The following is a 21,385-nucleotide window of genomic DNA, read 5'->3' as shown; positions in this document are numbered from 1 at the left end:
CAAAACTAACAACTCAAAACTCCCAACCCCATCCCCCCGCGATAAATCTAACAACTCAAAACTAACAACTCAAAACTAAAAAAACTCCCCGTGTCACGCAACCTTCTCGCCCGCTACATCTGGCTGATAGATACCATACGCCGCTACGGCTCCATAACCCGCGAAAAGCTCAACGAGCTGTGGATGCAATCGCCCTATTCCGAGGGCGACCCACTCCCGAGGCGCACCTTCTACAACTACAGGGGAGCCATCGAGGAACTGTTCAACATCAACATCGAGTGCAATCCGACCACCTACGAATACTACATCGACTCCGGCGACTCCCATCAGGCAAGTGTCACCGACTGGCTGCTCAACTCAGCCGCGATGAGCAACGTGCTCTCCTCCGTGAAAGATGTCTCCGACTCCATCTTCCTTGAGGATGTCCCATCCGCGCGCCTGTATCTCTCGCAGGTCATTTCAGCCTTGCGTGAACGCCGGCCCCTCCACTTCACCTACCGGCCATACACACGCGTCAATCCCACACGCGACGTGGTCATCGAGCCTTACTTCCTGAAAATCTTCCGCCAGCGATGGTATGTCACCGGACTCAACACACGCGACGGAATCATCAAGACCTACGCACTTGACCGCATGGAGGACGTGATTATCGGCAGTGAGACCTTCACGATCGACCCTGATTTCAACGCCGAGAAATTCGTCAGCGACTCCTTCGGGATAGTCTTCACACAGGCCGAGCCACACGCCGTGGTCATCCGTGCCACCGCACGCCGGGCCAAGTATCTCCGCGCCCTTCCGCTCCACCATTCACAGCGCGAGGAGATTCACGACTCATTTTCCGACTTCCACTACCGTCTGCGTCTCACCCCCGACTTCGTCCAGGAACTGCTCTCGCTCGGTGCGGATGTGAAGGTAATCTCGCCCCCCGAACTCCGCGCGATGGTCACCGACGGTCTGCGCAACGCCCTTGCTCAATACGAGAACGCAACCGACAACTGACCGAATCCCGGAAGGGGGAGGGGGTAAAATTCATTCACAAACGTATCTTTTTCTGCAAAGATACGTTCACAAATCGCTCAAAAAGGTGCGATAATGCAAAATCCGTTGCATAAACGATTTATTATTGGTAAGTTTGCAGTAAACCAAAGGGGCGGAAATGACCTCTACCGCTACTCTTCCGGCCCCGGAATCCATCCCCTGCATCATCACAATTTACCATCTTAAATCATGAAAAAGATTTTGCTAAAAGGTCCGTTCATCGCAGCGACAATGCTGATGACCGGAACCGCCCTGACCGCATCCGCGGCAAACGAGGCGACCGTCACTCCGCGCTTCGACGCAATCGACTCCACCCTTACCATCCCCGCTGAAATCTACGGCCAGTTCGCCGAACATCTCGGCACCTGCATCTACGGAGGCCTGTGGGTAGGCCTGGATTCTCCGATAGCCAACACATCCGGCTACCGCAACGACGTGTTGGGTGCATTGAAGGAACTGAAAGTCCCCGTGTTGCGCTGGCCCGGCGGATGTTTCGCCGATGAATATCACTGGACCGACGGCATCGGCCCCAAAGAGAACCGCCCCGTGATGGTCAACACCAACTGGGGTGGAACCATCGAGGACAACAGCTTCGGAACACACGAATTCTTCAACCTCTGCGAACTCCTCGAATGTGAACCCTATCTGAGCGGAAACGTCGGCAGCGGAACTGTTGAGGAACTTGCAAAATGGGTGGAATATATCACCGCCGAGGATGGCCCGATGGCCAAACAGCGCAAGGCAAACGGCCGCGAGAAACCCTGGAAACTGAAATATCTCGGTGTCGGAAACGAGAGCTGGGGCTGCGGCGGAAACTTCACTCCCGAAGCATACAGCAACGAGTATCGCCGATATCAGACATATTGCCGCAACTTCAACGGCAACAAGCTCTACAAAATCGCATCAGGCGCAAGCGACTATGACTATAACTGGACCAAGGTCCTGATGAAGAACGCCAACCGCCAGATGGACGGCCTCTCGCTCCACTACTACACCGTGGCTGGCTGGAACGGAAGCAAGGGCGCGGCCACAAAGTTCAGCGACGATGATTTCTACTGGACAATGGGCAAATGTCTGGAAATAGAGGATGTCATCAACCGCCACGATTCAATCATGGGTGTCTATGACCCCAAGAAGCGCATCGGACTGATTGTCGACGAATGGGGAACATGGTGGGACGAGGAGCCGGGTACCGTCAGAGGCCACCTCTACCAGCAGAACACTATGAGAGATGCTCTTGTGGCCGCGTTGAGCCTCAACGTGTTCCACCGCCACACCGACCGCATCAAGATGGCCAACATCGCCCAGATTGCCAACGTGCTTCAGTCGATGATTCTTACAAAGGATGATCAGATGGTACTGACCCCGACATATTATGTGTTCAAGATGTACACTCCGCATCAGAATGCAACCGTCATTCCCCTCGACATCAAGACCGACATACGCAAGGTGAGAGGCGACCGCAACGTCCCGACCGTCAGCGCCACAGCATCCACAAAGGATGGTGAAATCAACATCACACTGACCAATATCGATCTCAACGAACCGGTGGAGGTCAACATACCTCTCGCCGATGTGAAAACCGGAAAGGTCAAAGGGGAAATCCTGACAGCCGCGAATATCGACGATTTCAATGACTTCGGTCAGGCAGAGAAAATAAGCATCCGTCCCTTTGACGGAGCCAAGATGTCTAAAGGCTCTCTCCGGGTGAAGCTACCGGCAAAATCCATCGTCAACCTCACTCTCCGGAAATGACAGTGGATAGAAATCCGTAAAATAGCTGATAAAGGTACATAAGGACATAAGGCCAGAAGATACAAAAGATTAATTTTCAAGTAGATTATGCTATAAAATATTTATATCATAATTTATACTACTGTCACTATCATATAACAAATTTGTCAGATTGCTTCAAGTTAATGCAGAACGCGTTATAGGGACTATCATATAACAAATTTGTTATATCGCTTCAAGCTAATGCGGTACGTGTTATAGGGACTTTTGTATTATTTACTCGAAATTAATCTTTTGTATCTTCTGGCCTTATGCCCTTCTGTACCTTTCTCATAGATTTACGAATTTTTCGCAGCTAACCAATTACCATCCGGAGCTGGGTGTCCGCAGGACACCGATTTACTCGTAACCCCGTACATCGGAGCGCAGCGTAGATGTGCGGGGAGTGCTGGAGTGATTATAATATCGTGTCCGGTAGGACACGGATTTACGGAGTGGTGGAGCTTTTTTTGCGAGGGTTGTTTTTTTTACTGCGCGGTATTGTAATGCTTTGTGTTTTCCCATCCTGTGTTGTAAATCGATGTCCTGTCGGACATCTTTTTCTTGTTACTGTTTCTGTCCCCGCACATCTACGCTGCGCTCCGATGTACGGGGTTACGAGTAAATCAGTGTCCTGCGGACACTCAGGGCCGGATCGCAGCTAACCAATTGCCATCCGGAACTCCTCATCGCCACGAGGCGAGGAGGAAAGATTTAAACTATATTTTGCACCGGAAGGACAACGGACAATAAAATAAGAAGAAACCGAAGTCGGCAAGATAATAACAATGCCGGCTTCGGTTTCTTTTTATTTTCTATGCCCCTCGCTACCCGGGGGCTATGATTTCCGGAAGGATTCAACCCGGAAATCAAGGGTAATCACTGCTGGGTGGAAGGATTGTTTGTCTCGTAAAGGAGATAACGGAGAGTGGCGCGGACTGAGTATTTGCCAAGGTCGCCGAGGTTGCAGTCAAACGAGATTGAAGCACCTGTGCGGAGCACACCGTTGACACGGATATTGCTGATAGTGCAGTCGGGAAGAGGCTTGGCGGTTGTTGACTCAACGACATTGGGGCTGTAAAGATCCTTCACATCGTCAGCATCGGTCGAGATGACATATCCGTCGTTGGTAAGCACGATGGGAAGCTCGCGGGCGGCAAAGTCATAGCGTGTCATGTTCTTGGAGTACTTGCCACCGAATACAGCGAGAATTGCGGTCATCTTCTCAGGGTTGATGAGAACCTTATAGGATGTCTCCTTGTCGTTGGTCACAGAGTAGAAAGTCTCTGTGGCATCGGGAGTGAGATTTGTAGCGGAGATGGAACCGTAGTAGGTCGACAGCATCGGATAGGTGGTCACCTTGTAGCGGTCATCGACAGTGAAGTTGACATTATAGACCGAAAGGAAAGGATAGGAACGGAAGTTGAAATCCTCGATGAGCATTGACGAGGTCTGGCCTACGGGCGAGAGTGTAGTGGCCGAGGCTGTGTAGAAGCCGTCGTTGGTGTCGAGTTTGAAAGGCATGTCGGGAAGACGCATACTAAGACCATTGCCTGCGGCGAGCTTCAGATTTGACATCTCGATCTTGAGCAACTGGGTCGACATGTTGAACTCAAAGCTGTAGGCCGGATTCAGACCGATGTAGGTCTCCTCGGTTTCCATGTCAACCACACGGTTGAAGCAGTTGCTGGGACCGTAGTTGAAAGTGTATTTCTGATCATTGCTACCGGAACCGAGGCAGGAGGTCAGAGAGAGGGTGGCGGCAGCAAGGACGCCGAATGAAAGAAGGTATTTCTTCATAGTGCTGGTTGATTTATTTTCTTTTTGGGTTGTTTTCAGGGTTAATGATGCTATTGTCGGGATAGATGTGTCGATGTTTAGGCCCGATTTTTATATCAACGTAGGCAATAGGACGATTATTATAAGCCTTTAGCAGCCTCTCAGTTAAAAAACTAAAAAACTCAATCCTACTGTTGCTTAGAGCGATTGGAAATCGAGACGCAGTGTCACTCCACCGCGAACCGGAAGACCGCGCTGGAAGAAGCTGTTGGACATTGACTCGTAGCGGAAAGTTGAGAAACGGGTGTCGGTCAGGTTCTTGCCCCAGAGGTCAACCGATCCACACGGAAGGTCGAAGCGCAGATTTGCACCCAGCTCGGCATAGAATGGCTGCTTGTAGGTGTTGGCCTCGTCCCAGTAGATGGAACCCGTGCCGCGCATGTCGGCTGTGAGGCTGATGCCTTTGACGATGCGGTTGTCGAGGGGATGGCGGTAGGTGGCGGCAAGATAGAGGGTGTTGGAAGGGGCGTAAGGCACATGCTTTCCGGCATAGCTCTCCTCACCGACCTTGAAGCTGCGGAAGGTGGCGTGGGTGTAGCCGTAGGCGAGATTGAAGGCCCAGTTGCGGGTGGGATTGTAGGCGAAGGTGAACTCACCACCCATGCTGCGGGTGCGGTCAGCATTGGCCATCACGCGTCCGGTTGTGGTGCCTTTGGGGAACATGGTCAACTGCTGATCGCGGCAGTTGATGAGGAAGAGGGCGAAGGAGGAGTAGACTCGGCCGTGGTCGACACTGAAATGTCCGCCGAGTTCATAGTTCCACGACACTTCGGGGCGATATTTCACAAGCGCACCGACATTATAGTCGTTGTCACCCGAAGGACGGCCCATCATCTCGTTCATCTTGTCCTGCATCACATCCTTCAGACGCTGCTGGAGGAATTCGGAAAACATCTGGGTGTTGAATCCTCCGGCCTTGTAGCCTTTGGAAACCGAGAAGAACAGGGCAGAGTGAGGAAGATTGTAGGTGATGCTCACCTTGGGCAGGAGCTGCGTGAAATGCTGCGACAATCTGTCGGCCTCGTCAATCTCTACACCGACCGAACCGAGGGGTCGCTCTCCGCGATACATCGTGCATGATGCAGTGCTGTAGCTATGATATTTCAAGGACGTATGCTCATAGTCAAGACGCAGTCCGGCAGCGAAAGTGAAGTTGCGCCAGTCGTAGGAACTCTGATGGTAGAGAGCCACACCCTTCACCGGATTTGTGAAATCCGAGCCGAGGAACAGTTCGGGCTGGTCCCACCCGAGACGCATTCCCGCAGGAAGATGGGAATTGACATTGTGGAGAATCAGATTGTCGATACCGTCCTCCTTGAATGTGACGGGAGCACTCATGTTGGCATACTTATAGAAGCCGAACACTCCGGCAAGCCAACTGTAGCCTCCGACCGACCCGCGCATCACGACATCCTGCGTCAGACTGCGGTCGTGCTGCTTCTGGGTCAGTGTGAAATAGCTCTCAGGGAGGAAGTCCTGGTCGAGCGTGAGATTGTCGTCGACATACTGGAATCCGGTGATTGAGGCGAGGGTGAAATGGGGCGTTACCCAATTGAGGGTCAGACCGTCGGTGAAGGTTGAACGTTTATAGAAGCAAGTGTCGTTATAGTTGATTTTTTCTGTCTCCTCGAAGGCGTAGGGATAGCCGCTCTGGCGAGAATGGCCGTAGGAAGCCACATTCTCAATCAGCAGATTGTCGGCCGGTCGCCATGAGGTTTTCCATCTCAGGGAGCCGTTTTTCTCACGGTCGGCCCGCTCTCCATTATAGGTGTTGCGGAAATAGCCTCCGCGATAGGCACCGTAGGCGCTGACAGACATGCCCAATCCACGGGAAAGCAGCCCGTAGGCTGAGAGTCCGAGACGGTAGTTGTTGCCGGTCGCAGCCTCGGCCATCGCACGCACACCTTGATAGTGAAGCGGGGAAAGTGTGGTAATATTGATGAGTCCGGCAATCGTGTTGCGCCCGTAGAGCGTAGACTGCGGACCGCGCAACACCTCGATGCGCTGTATGTCCTGCATGTCGAAATCGTAGGCATCCTTGTTGAGATACGGGACATTGTCGACATTCAGTCCCACGGCAGGCTGATCGATTCTCGCACCTATACCTCTCACATAGACCGAGGCCGTCATCCTCGACCCGTATTCAGGCATATAGAAATTGGGAGCAATCTCCGAAACACCCTTCATGCCGGACACATTCAAGCGCTCCAGCTCACCCTGACGCAAAGTGGTGACAGACACCGGCTGACGCAAAAGCGAACGGGCCTGTTTGATGGATGTGACCGTGACCTCGCCTATTGCAAGGGTGTCGGGACCTTCTTTTATACGAGGAGTGGGGGGATTGGCTTCAGTGACAGCCGATGCAGAGAAGACTGCAAGGCCGAAAATCGATGTGAGTAACGCTAAAGGGCGTAGAACCATGAGAATTGGATTACGGATTTGAAAAACAGACTGCAAAGGTAGTGATTATTTTCCGAGTGGGTCATTAAATTTCCATTAAATCCCAATCACTACCGCATCCACCGCCCTTGACCGGTCCCACTTCGGAATGGACTCCACTGCTTATGGAAGAGTTTTCAACTGCTTTCGGTATAGTTTTCACTACTTTTGGGATAGTTTTCACTACCTCCGGGATAATTTTCACTGCTTTCGGGATAGTTTTCACTGCCTCCGGGATAATTTCCACTGCTTTCGGGATAGTTTCCACTGCTTTCAGAAGTGTGAGGATTGGTTTCCTACTGTAAATTACTTCTCAAAAGTCCCTATAACGCGTTCCGCATCAGCTTAGAGCAATATAACAAATTTGTTATATGATAGGCCTAATCTGCTTTCATCCTTCATCAGGAAAGGCCGGATTTACCGCTATTTAGAAGATTTAACAAATCACAAGCCGAATTCGATTGTATATATATAGAAAATGACTACCTTTGCGCCCACGAAAAAACCGGGAACAAAAATATAAACTAATATTCATATATCTAACACATTACCACCATGTATTGGACACTTGAACTGGCATCAAAACTCGAAGACGCACCCTGGCCCGCCACCAAGGAAGAACTCATAGACTATGCAATGCGCTCCGGCGCCCCCATGGAAGTCATCGAAAACCTCCAGGAAATGGAAGACGAAGGTGACACCTACGAATGCATAGAAGACATCTGGCCCGACTACCCCCAGAAAGAAGACTTCTTCTTCAACGAAGAGGAGTATTAATTGCAAAATAATAATCTAAGAACCTAATAACCAGCGACACAAGCATGAATTAAATGTTTGTATCGCTGGTGTTTTATAGTCCAACCAGATAAATAAGCTTGTATTCAAACATTCCTGGCCGGTAAGTTTGTATACGGGTTCTCTTCGGAGGATATATGTGTGAGTAATATGAAAAGACACAGCGAATATACTTCCGGCCTTGATTATAGTACTTGACTCTTAGTATTGGATTCCATCTCACTGATGGACAATGTAGCCTTCCTGATCGTAGCAGCGACGATACCGGTGTATGAGTGATATGAGAAATCTTAATTGCGGGTCAGTAGAGGTCAGAGTTGAATACTTTGTGTATTGAATGTCGTATCTCTCTTTTGATCCATGACTGATTCTTGATTCAATGTCTACCGGAATTATGAATGCCCCCCTGTCCCCCACATAGGGTTTGAATTGTGAAAGGAAAATGGAAATACCAGCCAGATCGAAGTCTCCGAAATGAAGATATCTGTTCGATATTCTTCCCAACCAATGCATTAGATCGGACGAGAATGCATATCTCGCCACAAACAATATACTCTTCTCTTCAGCGGTCAGAAAGGATTCCACCAGTTTCCGTTGCTTGCGAATATTGAGAAAATTCTCCATGTTCTCGACTCCCACTACGAGAACATCCTTCGGGACAATAAAATTTTGCCAATCAGCAATATATATGGTACTACCTTCCGGCGGTTCCAAAGAGAATGGTTTTCCGTTGAGTTGACAATCTATCTTATCGTATGCATTGATAAGGAAGCCGGGACAACTACGCTCGCTGCGTAGTTTTGAATTACCAGACAGTGCCGCCTGGTTTCCACGAGTATGCGTTCCGATAAGAAATTCGGCAGAATCAAGATCCGAGAGAGCCTCATTATATGTCGGCAGCGCAGACTTCAAAGCCTCAGGATTATTGGTCCTCAGAGATTTCTTGCTGCCGTGAACCTCAATCGAGATAAGCCCTTCATGTATCAGTGACGAAGTTAACGACTTTGGTAAAGAAGAATATGCGATCGACTTTCCTTCGATGATAACGCGCAGATTTTCAATTAGTCGGGGAGTAATCCTAATCTTCATAATGGTTTGCTTGCCTGGTTGAAAGAATGGATTGAACTATTGTACGGGCATCCTTGTCTTTAGAAAGCATATAGAGATGTCGGTAAGACAGTGGACGGTGGGCTTTGGGCGATGAATTGACAATAAAGATGTCTCGTTCGTTTGCGAAATTCAATATCCCTTGGATATTTTCGTCAGCAAGGCGTCCTATTTCGTCCATCATGCAGTGTAGTCTGAAATCGCCCGCTTGTCCTGCACGACGCTTGAATACGCTCACCAACAAAATATTCATGATTGCCTTTACCAAAATATCTGTACCTTCCGATCCTACTGCCCTTAGATTCTCAGTCCAATCAGTGGTATTGTCGTTTTCTTCGATTTTGAATTTCAAAGAGAAAGTCTGTTCAAGAGGTAGTTGAGTAAGGTCGGAGGTGCGCGTGAGAATCTCGGTCAGAGATTTTAGATACTTGATTGCATCTTTGTTGATATCGTCATGATTCTCGCCAGAGAAGAGATTAAGAGCTCCAAGTTCGTATTGGTTGGCATTCCAGAAATCCGTAATGTTTTGCAACTGCTGTATAATGGGCATCGTACTTCTGTCCAGTCTCAAGGTGATGCTCCGAATGACTCCGGCGAACGTCTTTCTGGAGAAATCATAATTAATATCGCTGACAATGCGCCGTATCTCTGATTCGCGGCTCAGCAACATGCTGAAATCGGAGGCAGCCCGTGAGAGTATATCTCGATATAAATTACTCGTAACACATTGGTATTCTTTTATTTTATCATTCACTACGAATTCCTCCAGACTGTCGGCATACCGTCGATAGCCGGCCGTCGAGTCAAAATCGAGCGGGAACTTGAAGGTATTGTTAGGCGAGAATCTCTTTTGGAATTCGTTGATCTGGCTTTTGAGTGAATCGGACAGACGGTAGATTTCTCCGGTGAGATTTTTTATTGTGTCAACTATGGGTAGACATTCCTGTTCGGTAGGTATGGAATTGGCCTCCTTCAGTTCTGGCGGACAAGCAGAAGAGTCGATGAAGTCATTGGTCTTTTGCATGGCCTCAACAGCTCGGGAGAGCGATGCTTTCAACTCTGACAGTGCAATTTTCTCCTCCGATTTTTTCAACTTGAGCTTTTGATATTTTCCGTCAAATATCTGCTTAAGAGCGGAATCTGCAGCTTCAATGTCTTTCTTTTGAGACTTGAAATCGTCTTCATGGTCAAGCAGACGTTTACAGTCATTCCGGTATGTAGCCACAATGTCTCGTTCCCTTTCGATACTGTCGATTCTGCTCTTGGCCACGCTAATCTCCTTTTGGAGAGAATCGGTCATAGTTGTGTCCACCCCAGCTCCTGATAGTTCCGCGCGCTCATCGCATTTTATCTGCGCGATTTTAACTTCGTCTTCCTCCAGACGCGCAGCTATCTCAGCCTTGTAAGCTCTTATAAGCCCGTCAAGACTGTCATGGTCATTCTGTCTTTCCGTATCTGTCGCTTTTCTGAGGGTTTTCAATTCTTTGTCGCGCTTCCCCCTGGCTTTTTCAAGGGTGGCCTGCAATTCTTCATCCTTGAGCTTCAACTCTTCTAACTCGTCTGCATATCGGGAATCAGTCTCCTTGAGCATTTCGGCTTCTTTGGCTCTGATTCCTTCAACACGCAACTCCTCTTTTCTGATACTCTGACGTTTAACTTCAATTTGACAGGGAATCAGACCGTTTTTTGCTTGTATCGCTTTAATTGACTGAAACAGATCTTTTTGCTTTTCTTGGATTTTAAGTTCCGTTGCTTCACGTGACTTGATGATTTCAGCGTGTATGGAGTTGATTTCCAACTCGAGTTCGCGGACAGTTTCCTCTATCATTGCTGGAGTACGCACCTCTTTATTGATGCTGTCAAAGTCGATGTCTATGCCGAACAGGGTATTGGTGTCCGTGTCGATAAGTTTAGGGTTAAGTGTCTGTGAATAGAGCACATTCCTTTCATCAACAACCTTGCCTATCGACATTTCCCATGATTTCACATGTTTGTCAAGCCATTCGCAGAATGATCCATTAAATTTTTCAAGCGTCCGCATTTCTTCTGTTAGCTTGGTTTTCAAGTTGTCAGCCTTGGCCGTCAGCTTGAGTTCCAGTAGTTGGAGTTCATTTTCCAATTCTTGACATTGACGGTCAACGCGGTTTTGCAGACTCTCCAGATGATTGTCATTTTGCAGTTTCTTGCGGTCCAGGTCAGCCACCTCTTTTCTTAACGATGCAATAGCGGCCAGACACTTGTCTATGTCCTGCTTCAGTGGTGAGGATTTTGACGCTTTCAACCGCTGCATCTCGAGGTGGTGGATTGCCTCTTGGTTGACACGCAGATTCTGATTGGTTTCGTCAATCAATGAGTTGAATTTCATGCGTATTCCATCCTCAGCTTTTGCCAGATTTTTCAGTCGGTCAGCTTCACGCTGGTTGAAATCTGAAGTCGCCACATTAGATTGCTCTTTGCGCAACTGCACGTACTCTTTTCTGGCATTATCAATACTGTCGATCAGCGATTTGTATTTGTCGGAGATCGACTGGTACTGCGCAAGCGCCCGCGTGAGGAGCTGCTCTTTTTGCCGGAGGTCAAGACGAAGTCCTGACAGGCTTGTCACGCGTGCGACTATCGAATCTATGTCCATCTCGGCATATTTCTTCCTTAAGGTTTTGACTTCCTTCAGCTTTTCATCAAGAGCTCCTATCTTTTTGAGATTTTTCTCATGTTCCAACCCATATTTTTCATTTAATCCGGAAATCCGGACGTCAAGATTTTTGACGGCTTCTTCTTTTCGGGTGATTTTGCTTTGAAGTACCGGCAGATCACTTTCGGTACGGTATAGGGCATAAATTAGCATTCCGCAATTCTCGCGCAGGGAGAATTCGGATGCGGTAATAGCGTGTGCAGTGTCGATTATATGGTCTGCGTCACGCCGGATCTCCACTATTCCATGCCTGTTTTTGGCGGTCCATAGCGCGAGGTCTTTCAGTTCGTCAGTGAAATTGACAAGCTTGGAACGGAAGAAATTCAAATCGATTGATATTTCTTCGTCATCGTCCGAGATGCTGTTTATGATGGTGTTTTTAATGAAAGCCGCATCGACACGTTCATTGAGAAAGACATTCTGGATGATGCGTCTTATACTCTGGTATTTTTGGCTGCGCAACAGGTAGTATTTCAACAAGTCCTTTTTCATCTTAGTGCTGCGGTAGCCATAAATGACATCCAGATACTGCGTGTATCTATCAATTATCCCGCTGAGGTCTATACCTCGGCTCTGTATGCGTTGTCTGACCGTGGCTGGGTCTGAAGCTACCATACCCAGAGAATCAACAAACCAATCTTTGTCGTAAGCTGCATCAACAAATCTGAAAGTCGCGCGATTATGGTGACGGAAGAGAACCACGCAGAACGGATGCTCATCATCTCCTCGCGAGACTTCGTAAATGATATATGATTCAGGCGTAGGAACATAATAGTCGTCAAAAGAACTTTGGTTCTGTTTTCTAAGTCCAAGTTTGTCCTTGTCGGCATTGTAGAAAAAAATGAGGGCCCGGAGCAGCGTAGTTTTACCTACACCCTGTGTGCCGGTGAAATGCACATTGCCATCGAGAGCCACTTCGCCGTATCTTATGTGGGCGCTATTGATAAAAATTATTTTATTTAGAAATCTCATCTTCGTCTTCAAAAGCTATAAGTTGAACCAAATCTTCAAGATACCGGTAGGCCGAAGTGACCGAGTATCGTTGCGTGACATCGTCGAGCAGCTCGATGAACCCTTGTTTTGTGAGTTCCTCAACCAACCGGATTGCTATCTCATCGTGACGTGTCTTGTTATCGTAAAGAAATCTTGCTTTATCCCGGAGTTCTATATCAGCATCAATCTTCACTATCAGGTCGGCCGTCATAAAAGAAAATCCGGGACCGAAGGCCGGCTCCCAAGCTTTGAGGAAGTCAAGCACATCTATCCAATGACCCATTTTCTTGAGTTTGTCGGTCAGAGCGGTTTTAGATTCACGTCGTGAAAAATGGAAGTATTGTTTCCCTTCTTCGAGAATAAAACCTATTTTCGAAAAATAAGCGGCGTAGTCCTCCCGGTTATCCTCAAGATCAATATAAATCCTGCGTATGCTCTCGTCAACGCTGTCAGCAGGGATGAAACCACCGCGGCTCAAACGCTCAAAAACTTGTTGTACATATTTCATGGCCTGTTAAAAATTAAAGGGTATTCAATATTTCCATCACACTTCCACTCGGATGTTATCAACAGTCGGTTTGGATGGTTAAGAATAATCTCGGTATAATATTCCACTTTCCGTTCCTTGGCTTGAGGTTGGGTATAGGGATATGTCACCACGAAGGTATACAGGTCTTGCGATGATGCGAAAAAAGCGTTGGCGATAACATCCGTGTCAACGAAATCCTCTACTACGAAGCCAGTGTTCATCTCGCTGTCGGTCAAGGGTACTGAAGAGACTGTCTTCTGATTATTCAGTCGCTTGATGATTTTGCGTGCCTCAGTTATTACATCCAGACCATCATCGGTGTTGCGGAGAAAATCAAGAGATATTTTTGTTGAATAGTAGGATGTGGTCTCCAATATCTGATGGTGAATCTCTTGGAGTACATCGCGGATGTTGGTGGTTCGCTCCCATGTGAGTTGGTCTTTAAGATATTTCAGTTTTCGAATCCTCTTCACCAGTCTGTTATGCGCGTCAATCTGATGAAGATAGTCCCTGATGGTACGTTCGAGTTCAATCAAGGAATGGAAGATATCCTTAAACTGAATTCTCACGTCTGTCGTCAGACGGGAGATTCTATTGTCCGTCGAGAGTACATCAAGTGTATCCTTACGTTCGTCGATAAGCCTTTCGGTACTTCTGATCAGATTCGCGATGCTTTCAAGAGTCGCGAGGTTATTCTCGAGCTTCTGACGCTTTATTTCGTAATTACGCTCCTGACGGTAGGTATCGTTAATCACGCGTTTCAACTCGATTGTCTTATTGGCAGCTTGGGTGGCGATGTTGCGTAGCGAGCGCCTGATGCGTCGCACATACTTATCCTGATTCTCTTTATGGTCGCGCTCCTTAAGATAGAAATCAATATTTTCTTTGAGTGAGCGGACGTTCTCCTCAACCGACGAGCTTGTTATGTCTTCATTAAGCCGAAACACTTCCTCAAAGAAATGTTGATAGTTCTCTTCGAGTTCTATGAGATTATCCTCATAACGTATTACCCCGTAATCGATGAGAAGGCTGAGATTTTTTTCACTGTCAACAAACTCCAAAGCGTCTTCGTAGGTAACGTCAAACCTCAATCGCGCCTGAAACAGTTCACGTAGAAGTTTGCGCTCTGAATACAAACGTTTGAGCAATTCATCAATATTAGGAAAGATTTTCATAAATAAGATGCATTACGGTTCGAATATATCATCAAGGGTAATGACCGAATTGATTTCCAATGACTGAGGATTCCTCACCAACCCGGAAGACGCCACCATTGTGAGCTGAACTCCTTTCTTCGGAGCGACATCCTGCTGATAACGGCTTCTGCGAAGATTCATTTCAGCCAAATAGAATGGAGTGATGGCAAAGGGACTGTTGGTGAATTTCATTTCACAGATATTGACAATGCCGTCAGCACGGTCGATTATCATGTCAATCTGCATAGCCGGATATGAGTCGTTTTCGGGAACACTCCATGCAAAGTATTCGCAATAAACACCCCCTATGCCAAGTGCTTTTTGAATCTGAGAAATATGGCGGTAACATACTCTCTCAAAAGCCAAACCTCGCCAGGAGTTTATGGCACCAGTGTTCTGATGTGTGCTCCAATAGTTGGCCTTGGCATTTTTTTTCAAAACAAAGTCATGATAAAACAAGGTGAAATTGTCGGCTAACTTAAATAAAACTCCTCGTTTCCTTTTTGTCGGTTGTGCCATCTCTATGATAAAGCCAGATAATCTCAGATTGGTAAGTATCTCGGTGAATTTTGCTGACATCCCGATTCCGGATTTTTCAGATATCTCTTTAGCCGTCATTCCTCCTTTCTTTCCCATGAGCGTTTTCACAATGGATTCATATCTTTCCGGAGAATTGAACATGGATTTAAATAGCGCGTGATATTCAATTTTCATGGGTGCCTTTTCCGAAAAAAACAGTGAGTCAATATTGGCAGACAAACTTTTTACCGGGTCTATCAATGTCCAATAATATGGTACTCCCCCGAAAATCATATATGCCTCGGCAATAAGATTTCTGGTCCAATTGAATTTGTGAATATTGCAGAATTCTTCGCATTCGTTTAATGTAAAAGGTGTAAGTTCAATCTGGCGGGTTACGCGATTATACAGCCCACCTTTACTACTGAACACCTTCTTTATCATCCACGAAGTTGCACTTCCGCAGATTATTAGGAGTATATCTTTAGTCCATGCTGCCCAATCATTCCAAAAATGGCCCAGCGCCTTTACAAAATCAGAACCTCTCGCATCCATCCAAGGCAACTCGTCAATAAAGATTACTTTCTTTCCTCCTACTTGGGAGAAGCCTTTCTTAGATTCAACAAGAGTTCGAAGCATATCAAAAGCATCAAACCAGTTTTGAGGTTTACCGCATTTGGATAGCCCGTAGCGTAGTAATGTCCGGTGAAATTCCGACAACTGCTGCTTGGTATTATAATCTTCTACACCTGTATAGGCGAATGTGTAACTGTTTCCCATGAATTCTTTCACAAGAAATGTTTTGCCTATCCTACGTCTGCCATATATGGCAATGAATTCGGATTGGGATGAAGCGATAGCATCCGAAAGAATCTCAATCGGTGCGTCACGACCTATAATGCTTAAGAATGATTGGTTTGATTTGCTTTTCATGAGGCAAAGATATAAAACAAATTCGACAGATGAGTACTTTTGAACGAAAAAATAGCAATTAAAAGTAACATCCTGACTTAATACCCACCATGAGTAGCATCCATTCCAACGATTCAAAGCTGCAGTACACAGCCATAGTCTCATCAAAGAGTGGTCTGCATTTGAGCTCGAACGATGCGAACAATATGTGGCGCAGGAATTAACAATATGTGGCGTAGGAAGTAGAGATATAAATTGCCCATGAATTGGAGATATAATTGCGCGGGAATCGGGGGGATAAATCGTTGATAAAAAACAAACCCATCCGTATGCATTATTTTTCACACACGGATGGGATGACTATTATGGCTGTTTGTTGTTTGAAAGCTTGATGCCGTCTGATAGACCAAGATTTAGGAGACCAGAATTTAACAGACCGGAATGTAAGAGACCAGAATTTAACAGACCGGAATGTAAGAGACCGGAATGTAACAAACCGGAATGTAAGAGACCGGAATGTAAGAGGGAGGGTTGTAAGAGGGGTGGCTTGATTGCGCCAAAGGATAGGCCGGTGAATAGGCCGATGGATATGGAGTATACTCCAATCCATGAGGTTTCCTCTCAGTTTATCAAACCACAATCAGGTGGGTTGAAAGACGGCCTTTGGGGGAGATGGCGGTAATGATATAGAGGCCGGGGATAGTCGGGGCGGTAAGGGTAGAGATGATGCCGGTCGAGCCGATGGAAGCAGCTTGACTCAGATCGTGGCGTGAGATGAGCTGACCGGCTGTATTGTAGACCTCGATCATCGACATGGATTCACCTTCGATGGTGACAGTCCCTCCGGCAGAAACGCGCAAAGGAGTTGCCTTGAGAATCCCGATCGATGAATCCGAAACTATATCACCAATGCCTGAATATGCACCTCCGACCGACACCTCACGGGTGACGCTCTTCCCTTTATATGTGGCAGTGATAGTACCATAGACAGGGGTTGAAGCCGCCGTGAAGATGTTGCCGTCGACAGTTCCCAATCCCTCAGAGCAAGTAAGTGTATAGCCGTCGGTAAGCACTTCGAGCAAGGAGCCGTATTGATTATAGACAAGTATATCGGGGGTGAAAGCCGCATTAACGGGAAGTACGATGACCTCATCGGGATTCTCAATCACAAGCCGCGAGACCTCAGAATCAGCGGGAGCATCATCGAAAACCATCAGACAGTTCGCCACGGCACGCGGAGTCGATTCAGTCGTCTTATTGACAATCCTGTCGGTCACATAAAGCTCGGCCGAACCTCCACCATCACACTGCATCATGTCCGAACAACCGAAATGACGTGCAATCTGCGAAGCCTTGGCGGTATTCATACCCGCCGACTTGCCATAGACAGGATCGGTCGACTTATCAATGACCATCATGTAGAGTGTCTTGCGGTCAGGGGAAGTCCCGTAGAGCGACCGAGGATAAGTCATACTGTCGTAGTCCGACGCATTGCATTTCGTCGACACCTCACCATCGTGCATCGTCAACAGATTTCCACCGATGGCAGTCTCTACAAGAGGATAGACCGGTGATGAAGAGGGAGAGAACTGGAAAGCATACTTGAGCGACACTTTATCGCCGACCTTTACATTGGCAAGCTTTACGCGGCCGTTTCCTCGACCGACTATCGCCAGATCATGGTTGCCCAACGTACCGGTCCCGGCATCCGTACGCACTTCCTTGACCTCGAAATCAATGAAACGGCCCCCCATCCACTGCTCACCGTCAACCAGGTCAAGAATCACCTCTACGGCGTCGCCGCCCGACGCAAGCTGATAGAAGCCTTTGTCGTCACGCTCGGAAGAAATAGGTTGGAAAGCACGGTTAGCGCCATAGAAACTGTTGTAGATTCCGATTTCATCCGGATGCACGCCCTTGTTGCACTGGCTGACAGTATAAAGAGCGATACCGTTGTTGATACGCATCACCATCGAGGGGAGGCAATAGTCAATATAGACCTCCTTCTCGGGAGATACAGCCATCAGTCCGGTTATGGTCACCGGGCCGCCGAAGGCCATTTCGGAGGCCATGTTACATTCAGTCACCATCTTGCCGTTGCGGATGGAAGCATTGCGTGTCTGCGAGGAGAAGAGCTTTCCATCGGGGCTTTGCGAAGTGACAGCCCAGAAATTGGCATTCTGTCCGGCAATGGCCTTATGGCCCGCGATCGACAGGCGCGAGGCGGCATTGACAATCTTCTCGACACCCTTGGCACTCTCATTAGCGACAGCATTCTCGATGCGGACATGCTCATTGGTAAGGTCGGCTATGACCATGTTGACGTTGAGCGGAATCTCGGGAAGACGCAGACGAAGATAGGTCGTACCCGGTCCGATCTGACGCTCTATCAGACGGTCCATCTGATAGGATTTTCCATCTATCATCACGTTCTCCGCACTGGCCGAAGGCGAAAATGCCGAGGCGAGTCCAATGACCGCAAGAGCGCAACATTCAGTAAGTTTCTTCATATTATCTCAATGATATTATTGGATTGAGTATAATTATTGTTTGCAAATATGAACGCACCGAAGCGAGGGTTCATCCTAAAAGACCCGCGTTCCGGTGCGTTCGTCTTGACAGCTATTACTTCACGATAAATTTCTTTCCGTTACGGATATAGATGCCCGGGGCAAGAGGTTCCCTGCACTCCACACCCATGATGTTGAAGATGCGGTTGTCGGTCTCACGCATATCCTCGCCAATGATGTCGATGGCGCTCTGGCTACCTTCAGGAGCTATGCGCAGATTGTCGAAATGCCAGGGATAGCAGAGCGATGTCACCGTGAGCTTATGTGTACCTGCCGTAAGGAGGATTCCACGGTAGTCAGGCTCCTCATTGTAGACGGCGGTCACTTCGTTGTCGCCACCGGCCTTTGGCCAGAAGTAAAGCACATTCGAGATGCTTCCATCGGCTTCCTTGGTAGAAATCCAACGGTCCTTATCGGCAAGGATGGCATCAAATTCCGCACCGTCTTCGGCAAATACCGAGGGCACAGAGGGACGCAGAGGCTGGTCGGCAGGAGTCTGCTCCTCGCCATCGACCGACAGAATCATCGAGGCAGCATACTGCTTGGGCCAGTTGAGTGTCGGGTCATTCTCGATGCTGTACTGATAGCCGGGAGCGACGCCTGTTGCAGCTACGCGTCCGTATTCGCTCCATGGCACGGAATGCTTGACAGAAATGTCAACCCTCATGTCGGTCGGAACAGTCACTGTATAGCTGAACGCCGAACCCCAGTTGGCTATCGCCTGCTCGCGCGAGATAGTGCGGTTGCCATCGGTCGGGATGATAGCCGAATAGCTGTCCCAGCGGGGGTCGCCCATTGCGGCGACATAGTGACCGCCTGAAGCGTTTGCGTCAGCCGTGATGAAGACATCGGAAGCATCGTCGCGGTAATCGGAAATCTCATAGAAAGGCACTTCTGCAGGCTCGGTCTCAAGCTCATTCTCGCTGACGAGATAGAGCACGAAATGACCCGGAGTCAGTTCGTAGGTCTTCTCACCTGCGGCATCGGTCTCGGTTGTTCCGTCCATCAGCACACGTTTCACAGCCACATCCTTCTGAATCGTGACATTCTGAGTCTTGTGGATGTCACCGTTGAGAACCATCATGAAAAGATTCTTCCCGTTGCGGAGCATCGAAACGCAGACACCGGGACCATCAGAAGTGACAGAATTGATTCCCACCGGGAGCATATCCTTTGTCAGACGGGTACATCCCACCGGAGTCTCGGCATTAGTGTGGCCGGCACGGAGGAATTCGGCACCGAGGAACACCCATGTGAGCGCATGAATGTCACGGTTGATGTTCTGAACCATGTACCACACGGGGGTCTTCTGGTCATTGACATCAATGGGCGCATCATAATAGGTGTAACCACCGTAGGGATTCGGACACTTATAAGTGAAATACTGCACACCCTGCGCACCGTAGGCGAGATTGCCGAAAATCTGTACACGCATGTGGTCCTCCTCGGGGGTAGGATAGGAAACCCCGGCCTTACCGCAGTTGGATGCTACCGAATGGGCGAATGCCCAGAAAGAGGTCTTGTAATACTTGGCAAGTTTCGAGACGATTTCGAGATTGTTGAAGAAATCAGGCTCGATATAGATTTCCTTAGAGTCGTCATACTGACGGACGGGATAGTAGTCATAGCTGATGAAACCTGTGCCGACCTCACGCATGAATGTGTGGACATACTCGTCATAGCTTGTGAAGCCGATGGCATTCATGTCGGTGCTGATGTTGAGCAGGTTTCCGTAGAGGATATGGTCAGTGTCAAACTCGCGGATCCAGTTGACCTTCTGTGTCATCTCCGGGAAATGCTTGCGGTGCGGTTCGTCCATGATGAACCATCCGCCGAGGCGGTCCGACTTGCGGGCTCCGGTGACTGTGGACTTGACCTCATTGTAGTTGCTCAGTCCGGCCTTGCAAATCATCGAAAGCTCGGTGCCTTCGCGGAGGTTGATTTTGACACCATTGATTTCCTGACCGTCAAAAAGGAAAGCGTTGTCCACACCGGGCCATGCAGTTCCCTGTGTAATGGTGAAACCGCAGTCCCAGAGTTCCTGATACTGCTTCTGGAGGAAGGCGGGAGCTTCATCCCCCATTCCGCCGTTGAAATCAACGGATCCCCATGCATATATAGGGAAGTATTTTCCTGTCGGATGAGTATAGAAGGTGTTGAGTTCGGGCAACTGATTGTTGCGTACTGAGTGACCGCCCTTCTTGTCAGCGGCAATATTGAAATCCTCAGCTTCGATGAGGTTCTCGCCGGCCGGATTAAGATTCATTTCCTTGAAAGGAAATTCATTTTCATCATAGCGGATGTTGCGGACCTGAATGGCACCGCCGACAGGAAGTCCGGCAAAACGGATGTCCTGATACTGTCCGGCTTTGTTGAGGAAACGGGTCGAGGTGGCTGTACGCAGAGCTGAAACATCCACACGGAATGTTTTCCACTCATCCGTAGCCGACATTGTATTGTCAAATGTGTAGGTACGCGTAGCCGAACCAAGGAACACCTTATACATGATCATGTCAATGTTGTTGATGTCGTTGGTCGAGCGATACTCGAAGCACAGAGCCGTGTACTGAGAAGGCACCGCCTCTGTAATGGCATTCATACGAAAGAACGGAATATAAGCGGCTCCATCGTTTCTCTCGCATGTCAGAGTCCAGGTAGAGTTAGAGGCATCATAGTCAGAGGAGAAACCGGAATTTGAAGGAATTTCGGCAATTTGCATAGGATAGCCCTGCGCCACGGCCATAAATGGAAACGAGACCACAAGAGCCATTAAAATAGATGTGATTTTCATGGGGGTGAGTGGGGGTATTGGAAATATTCAGTTGGACAAAGTATCGGGCAGAAGAACCTAAGAACAAACAGGTTCTTATCGTTCCTCCGCCCGATATGGATGAAATGAATCGACAGTATATGTTACTGCTCTAAGAGTATGTTTACTTTTAACTGTATGAAATCTTTTTAAGTAAACATACCCTAAAACGGG

General features: G+C 48.2%; 13 protein-coding genes. 3 read left to right on the top strand and 10 right to left on the bottom strand.

All coding sequences use genetic code 11. From position 1 onward, the window contains the following. The first annotated feature begins 90 nt into the window (after positions 1 to 90). Together QZ310_RS05005 and QZ310_RS05000 are read left to right on the top strand one after the other, a co-directional pair. Positions 91 to 999 carry a WYL domain-containing protein gene (locus QZ310_RS05005; protein WP_297071026.1) on the top strand — a complete coding sequence of 303 codons (909 nt, stop codon included), beginning with the start codon at positions 91 to 93 and terminating at the stop codon, positions 997 to 999. 228 nt (positions 1,000 to 1,227) lie between these two features. Further along, on the top strand, positions 1,228 to 2,793 hold the full coding sequence (locus tag QZ310_RS05000) for an alpha-L-arabinofuranosidase C-terminal domain-containing protein (RefSeq protein WP_297071024.1): 1,566 nt from the start codon (positions 1,228 to 1,230) through the stop codon (positions 2,791 to 2,793). Positions 2,794 to 3,690: 897 nt separating this feature from the next. Here the strand turns inward: QZ310_RS05000 and QZ310_RS04995 are convergent. The 3 genes from QZ310_RS04995 to QZ310_RS04985 form a co-directional block, all read right to left on the bottom strand. Then, positions 3,691 to 4,611, bottom strand: a complete 921-nt coding sequence (locus tag QZ310_RS04995; RefSeq protein WP_297071022.1) for a hypothetical protein — start codon at positions 4,609 to 4,611, stop codon at positions 3,691 to 3,693. Between the two features lie 177 nt (positions 4,612 to 4,788). Then, a complete protein-coding gene (locus QZ310_RS04990; RefSeq protein ID WP_297071021.1) occupies positions 4,789 to 7,071 on the bottom strand; it encodes a TonB-dependent receptor in 2,283 nt (760 codons plus the stop codon). Positions 7,072 to 7,135: 64 nt separating this feature from the next. After that, the gene (locus QZ310_RS04985) at positions 7,136 to 7,357 is read right to left on the bottom strand and encodes a hypothetical protein (protein ID WP_297071019.1); all 222 of its coding nucleotides are present in this window, start codon (positions 7,355 to 7,357) and stop codon (positions 7,136 to 7,138) included. A 287-nt stretch (positions 7,358 to 7,644) separates the two neighbouring features. Here QZ310_RS04985 and QZ310_RS04980 point away from each other — a divergent pair, with 287 nt between their 5' ends. Beyond that, positions 7,645 to 7,866, top strand: coding sequence for a DUF2795 domain-containing protein (locus tag QZ310_RS04980; RefSeq protein WP_297071017.1), 222 nt, complete (start codon positions 7,645 to 7,647; stop codon positions 7,864 to 7,866). Between the two features lie 237 nt (positions 7,867 to 8,103). Here QZ310_RS04980 and QZ310_RS04975 read toward each other — a convergent pair whose 3' ends face one another. The 7 genes from QZ310_RS04975 to QZ310_RS04945 all read right to left on the bottom strand — a co-directional run bounded on the left by QZ310_RS04975 (position 8,104) and on the right by QZ310_RS04945 (position 21,193). Beyond that, positions 8,104 to 8,973 carry a hypothetical protein gene (locus QZ310_RS04975; protein WP_297071015.1) on the bottom strand — a complete coding sequence of 290 codons (870 nt, stop codon included), beginning with the start codon at positions 8,971 to 8,973 and terminating at the stop codon, positions 8,104 to 8,106. Further along, positions 8,963 to 12,598, bottom strand: coding sequence for an ATP-binding protein (locus tag QZ310_RS04970; protein WP_297071013.1), 3,636 nt, complete (start codon positions 12,596 to 12,598; stop codon positions 8,963 to 8,965). Before QZ310_RS04970 ends, QZ310_RS04975 begins: the two co-directional genes overlap by 11 nt. Before the next feature lie 40 nt (positions 12,599 to 12,638). Then, positions 12,639 to 13,184, bottom strand: coding sequence for a hypothetical protein (locus QZ310_RS04965; protein WP_297071011.1), 546 nt, complete (start codon positions 13,182 to 13,184; stop codon positions 12,639 to 12,641). Beyond that, positions 13,181 to 14,380, bottom strand: coding sequence for a hypothetical protein (locus QZ310_RS04960; protein WP_297071009.1), 1,200 nt, complete (start codon positions 14,378 to 14,380; stop codon positions 13,181 to 13,183). The genes QZ310_RS04965 and QZ310_RS04960 overlap by 4 nt, the downstream gene beginning before the upstream one ends. 12 nt (positions 14,381 to 14,392) lie before the next feature. Further along, complete coding sequence (locus QZ310_RS04955; RefSeq protein WP_297071007.1) at positions 14,393 to 15,853, bottom strand: ATP-binding protein; 1,461 nt, start codon at positions 15,851 to 15,853, stop codon at positions 14,393 to 14,395. Between the two features lie 608 nt (positions 15,854 to 16,461). Then, positions 16,462 to 18,342, bottom strand: coding sequence for a phosphodiester glycosidase family protein (locus QZ310_RS04950; protein WP_297071005.1), 1,881 nt, complete (start codon positions 18,340 to 18,342; stop codon positions 16,462 to 16,464). 115 nt (positions 18,343 to 18,457) lie between these two features. After that, positions 18,458 to 21,193 carry a beta-galactosidase gene (locus tag QZ310_RS04945; protein ID WP_297071003.1) on the bottom strand — a complete coding sequence of 912 codons (2,736 nt, stop codon included), beginning with the start codon at positions 21,191 to 21,193 and terminating at the stop codon, positions 18,458 to 18,460. Between the last annotated feature and the right edge of the window lie 192 nt (positions 21,194 to 21,385).

It is taken from the genome of uncultured Duncaniella sp. (assembly GCF_910577345.1).
Taxonomy (GTDB): domain Bacteria; phylum Bacteroidota; class Bacteroidia; order Bacteroidales; family Muribaculaceae; genus Duncaniella.
This window is presented reverse-complemented; position numbering and strand designations above follow the sequence as displayed.

What these genes read in the sequence shown, in the direction of transcription:
- QZ310_RS05000 (WP_297071024.1), top strand. Translation starts at nt 1,228, where the DNA reads ATGAAAAAGATTTTGCTAAAAGGTCCGTTCATCGCAGCGACAATGCTG.
- QZ310_RS04995 (WP_297071022.1), bottom strand. Translation starts at nt 4,611, where the DNA reads ATGAAGAAATACCTTCTTTCATTCGGCGTCCTTGCTGCCGCCACCCTC.
- QZ310_RS04990 (WP_297071021.1), bottom strand. Translation starts at nt 7,071, where the DNA reads ATGGTTCTACGCCCTTTAGCGTTACTCACATCGATTTTCGGCCTTGCA.
- QZ310_RS04980 (WP_297071017.1), top strand. Translation starts at nt 7,645, where the DNA reads ATGTATTGGACACTTGAACTGGCATCAAAACTCGAAGACGCACCCTGG.
- QZ310_RS04975 (WP_297071015.1), bottom strand. Translation starts at nt 8,973, where the DNA reads ATGAAGATTAGGATTACTCCCCGACTAATTGAAAATCTGCGCGTTATC.
- QZ310_RS04965 (WP_297071011.1), bottom strand. Translation starts at nt 13,184, where the DNA reads ATGAAATATGTACAACAAGTTTTTGAGCGTTTGAGCCGCGGTGGTTTC.
- QZ310_RS04960 (WP_297071009.1), bottom strand. Translation starts at nt 14,380, where the DNA reads ATGAAAATCTTTCCTAATATTGATGAATTGCTCAAACGTTTGTATTCA.
- QZ310_RS04955 (WP_297071007.1), bottom strand. Translation starts at nt 15,853, where the DNA reads ATGAAAAGCAAATCAAACCAATCATTCTTAAGCATTATAGGTCGTGAC.
- QZ310_RS04950 (WP_297071005.1), bottom strand. Translation starts at nt 18,342, where the DNA reads ATGAAGAAACTTACTGAATGTTGCGCTCTTGCGGTCATTGGACTCGCC.
- QZ310_RS04945 (WP_297071003.1), bottom strand. Translation starts at nt 21,193, where the DNA reads ATGAAAATCACATCTATTTTAATGGCTCTTGTGGTCTCGTTTCCATTT.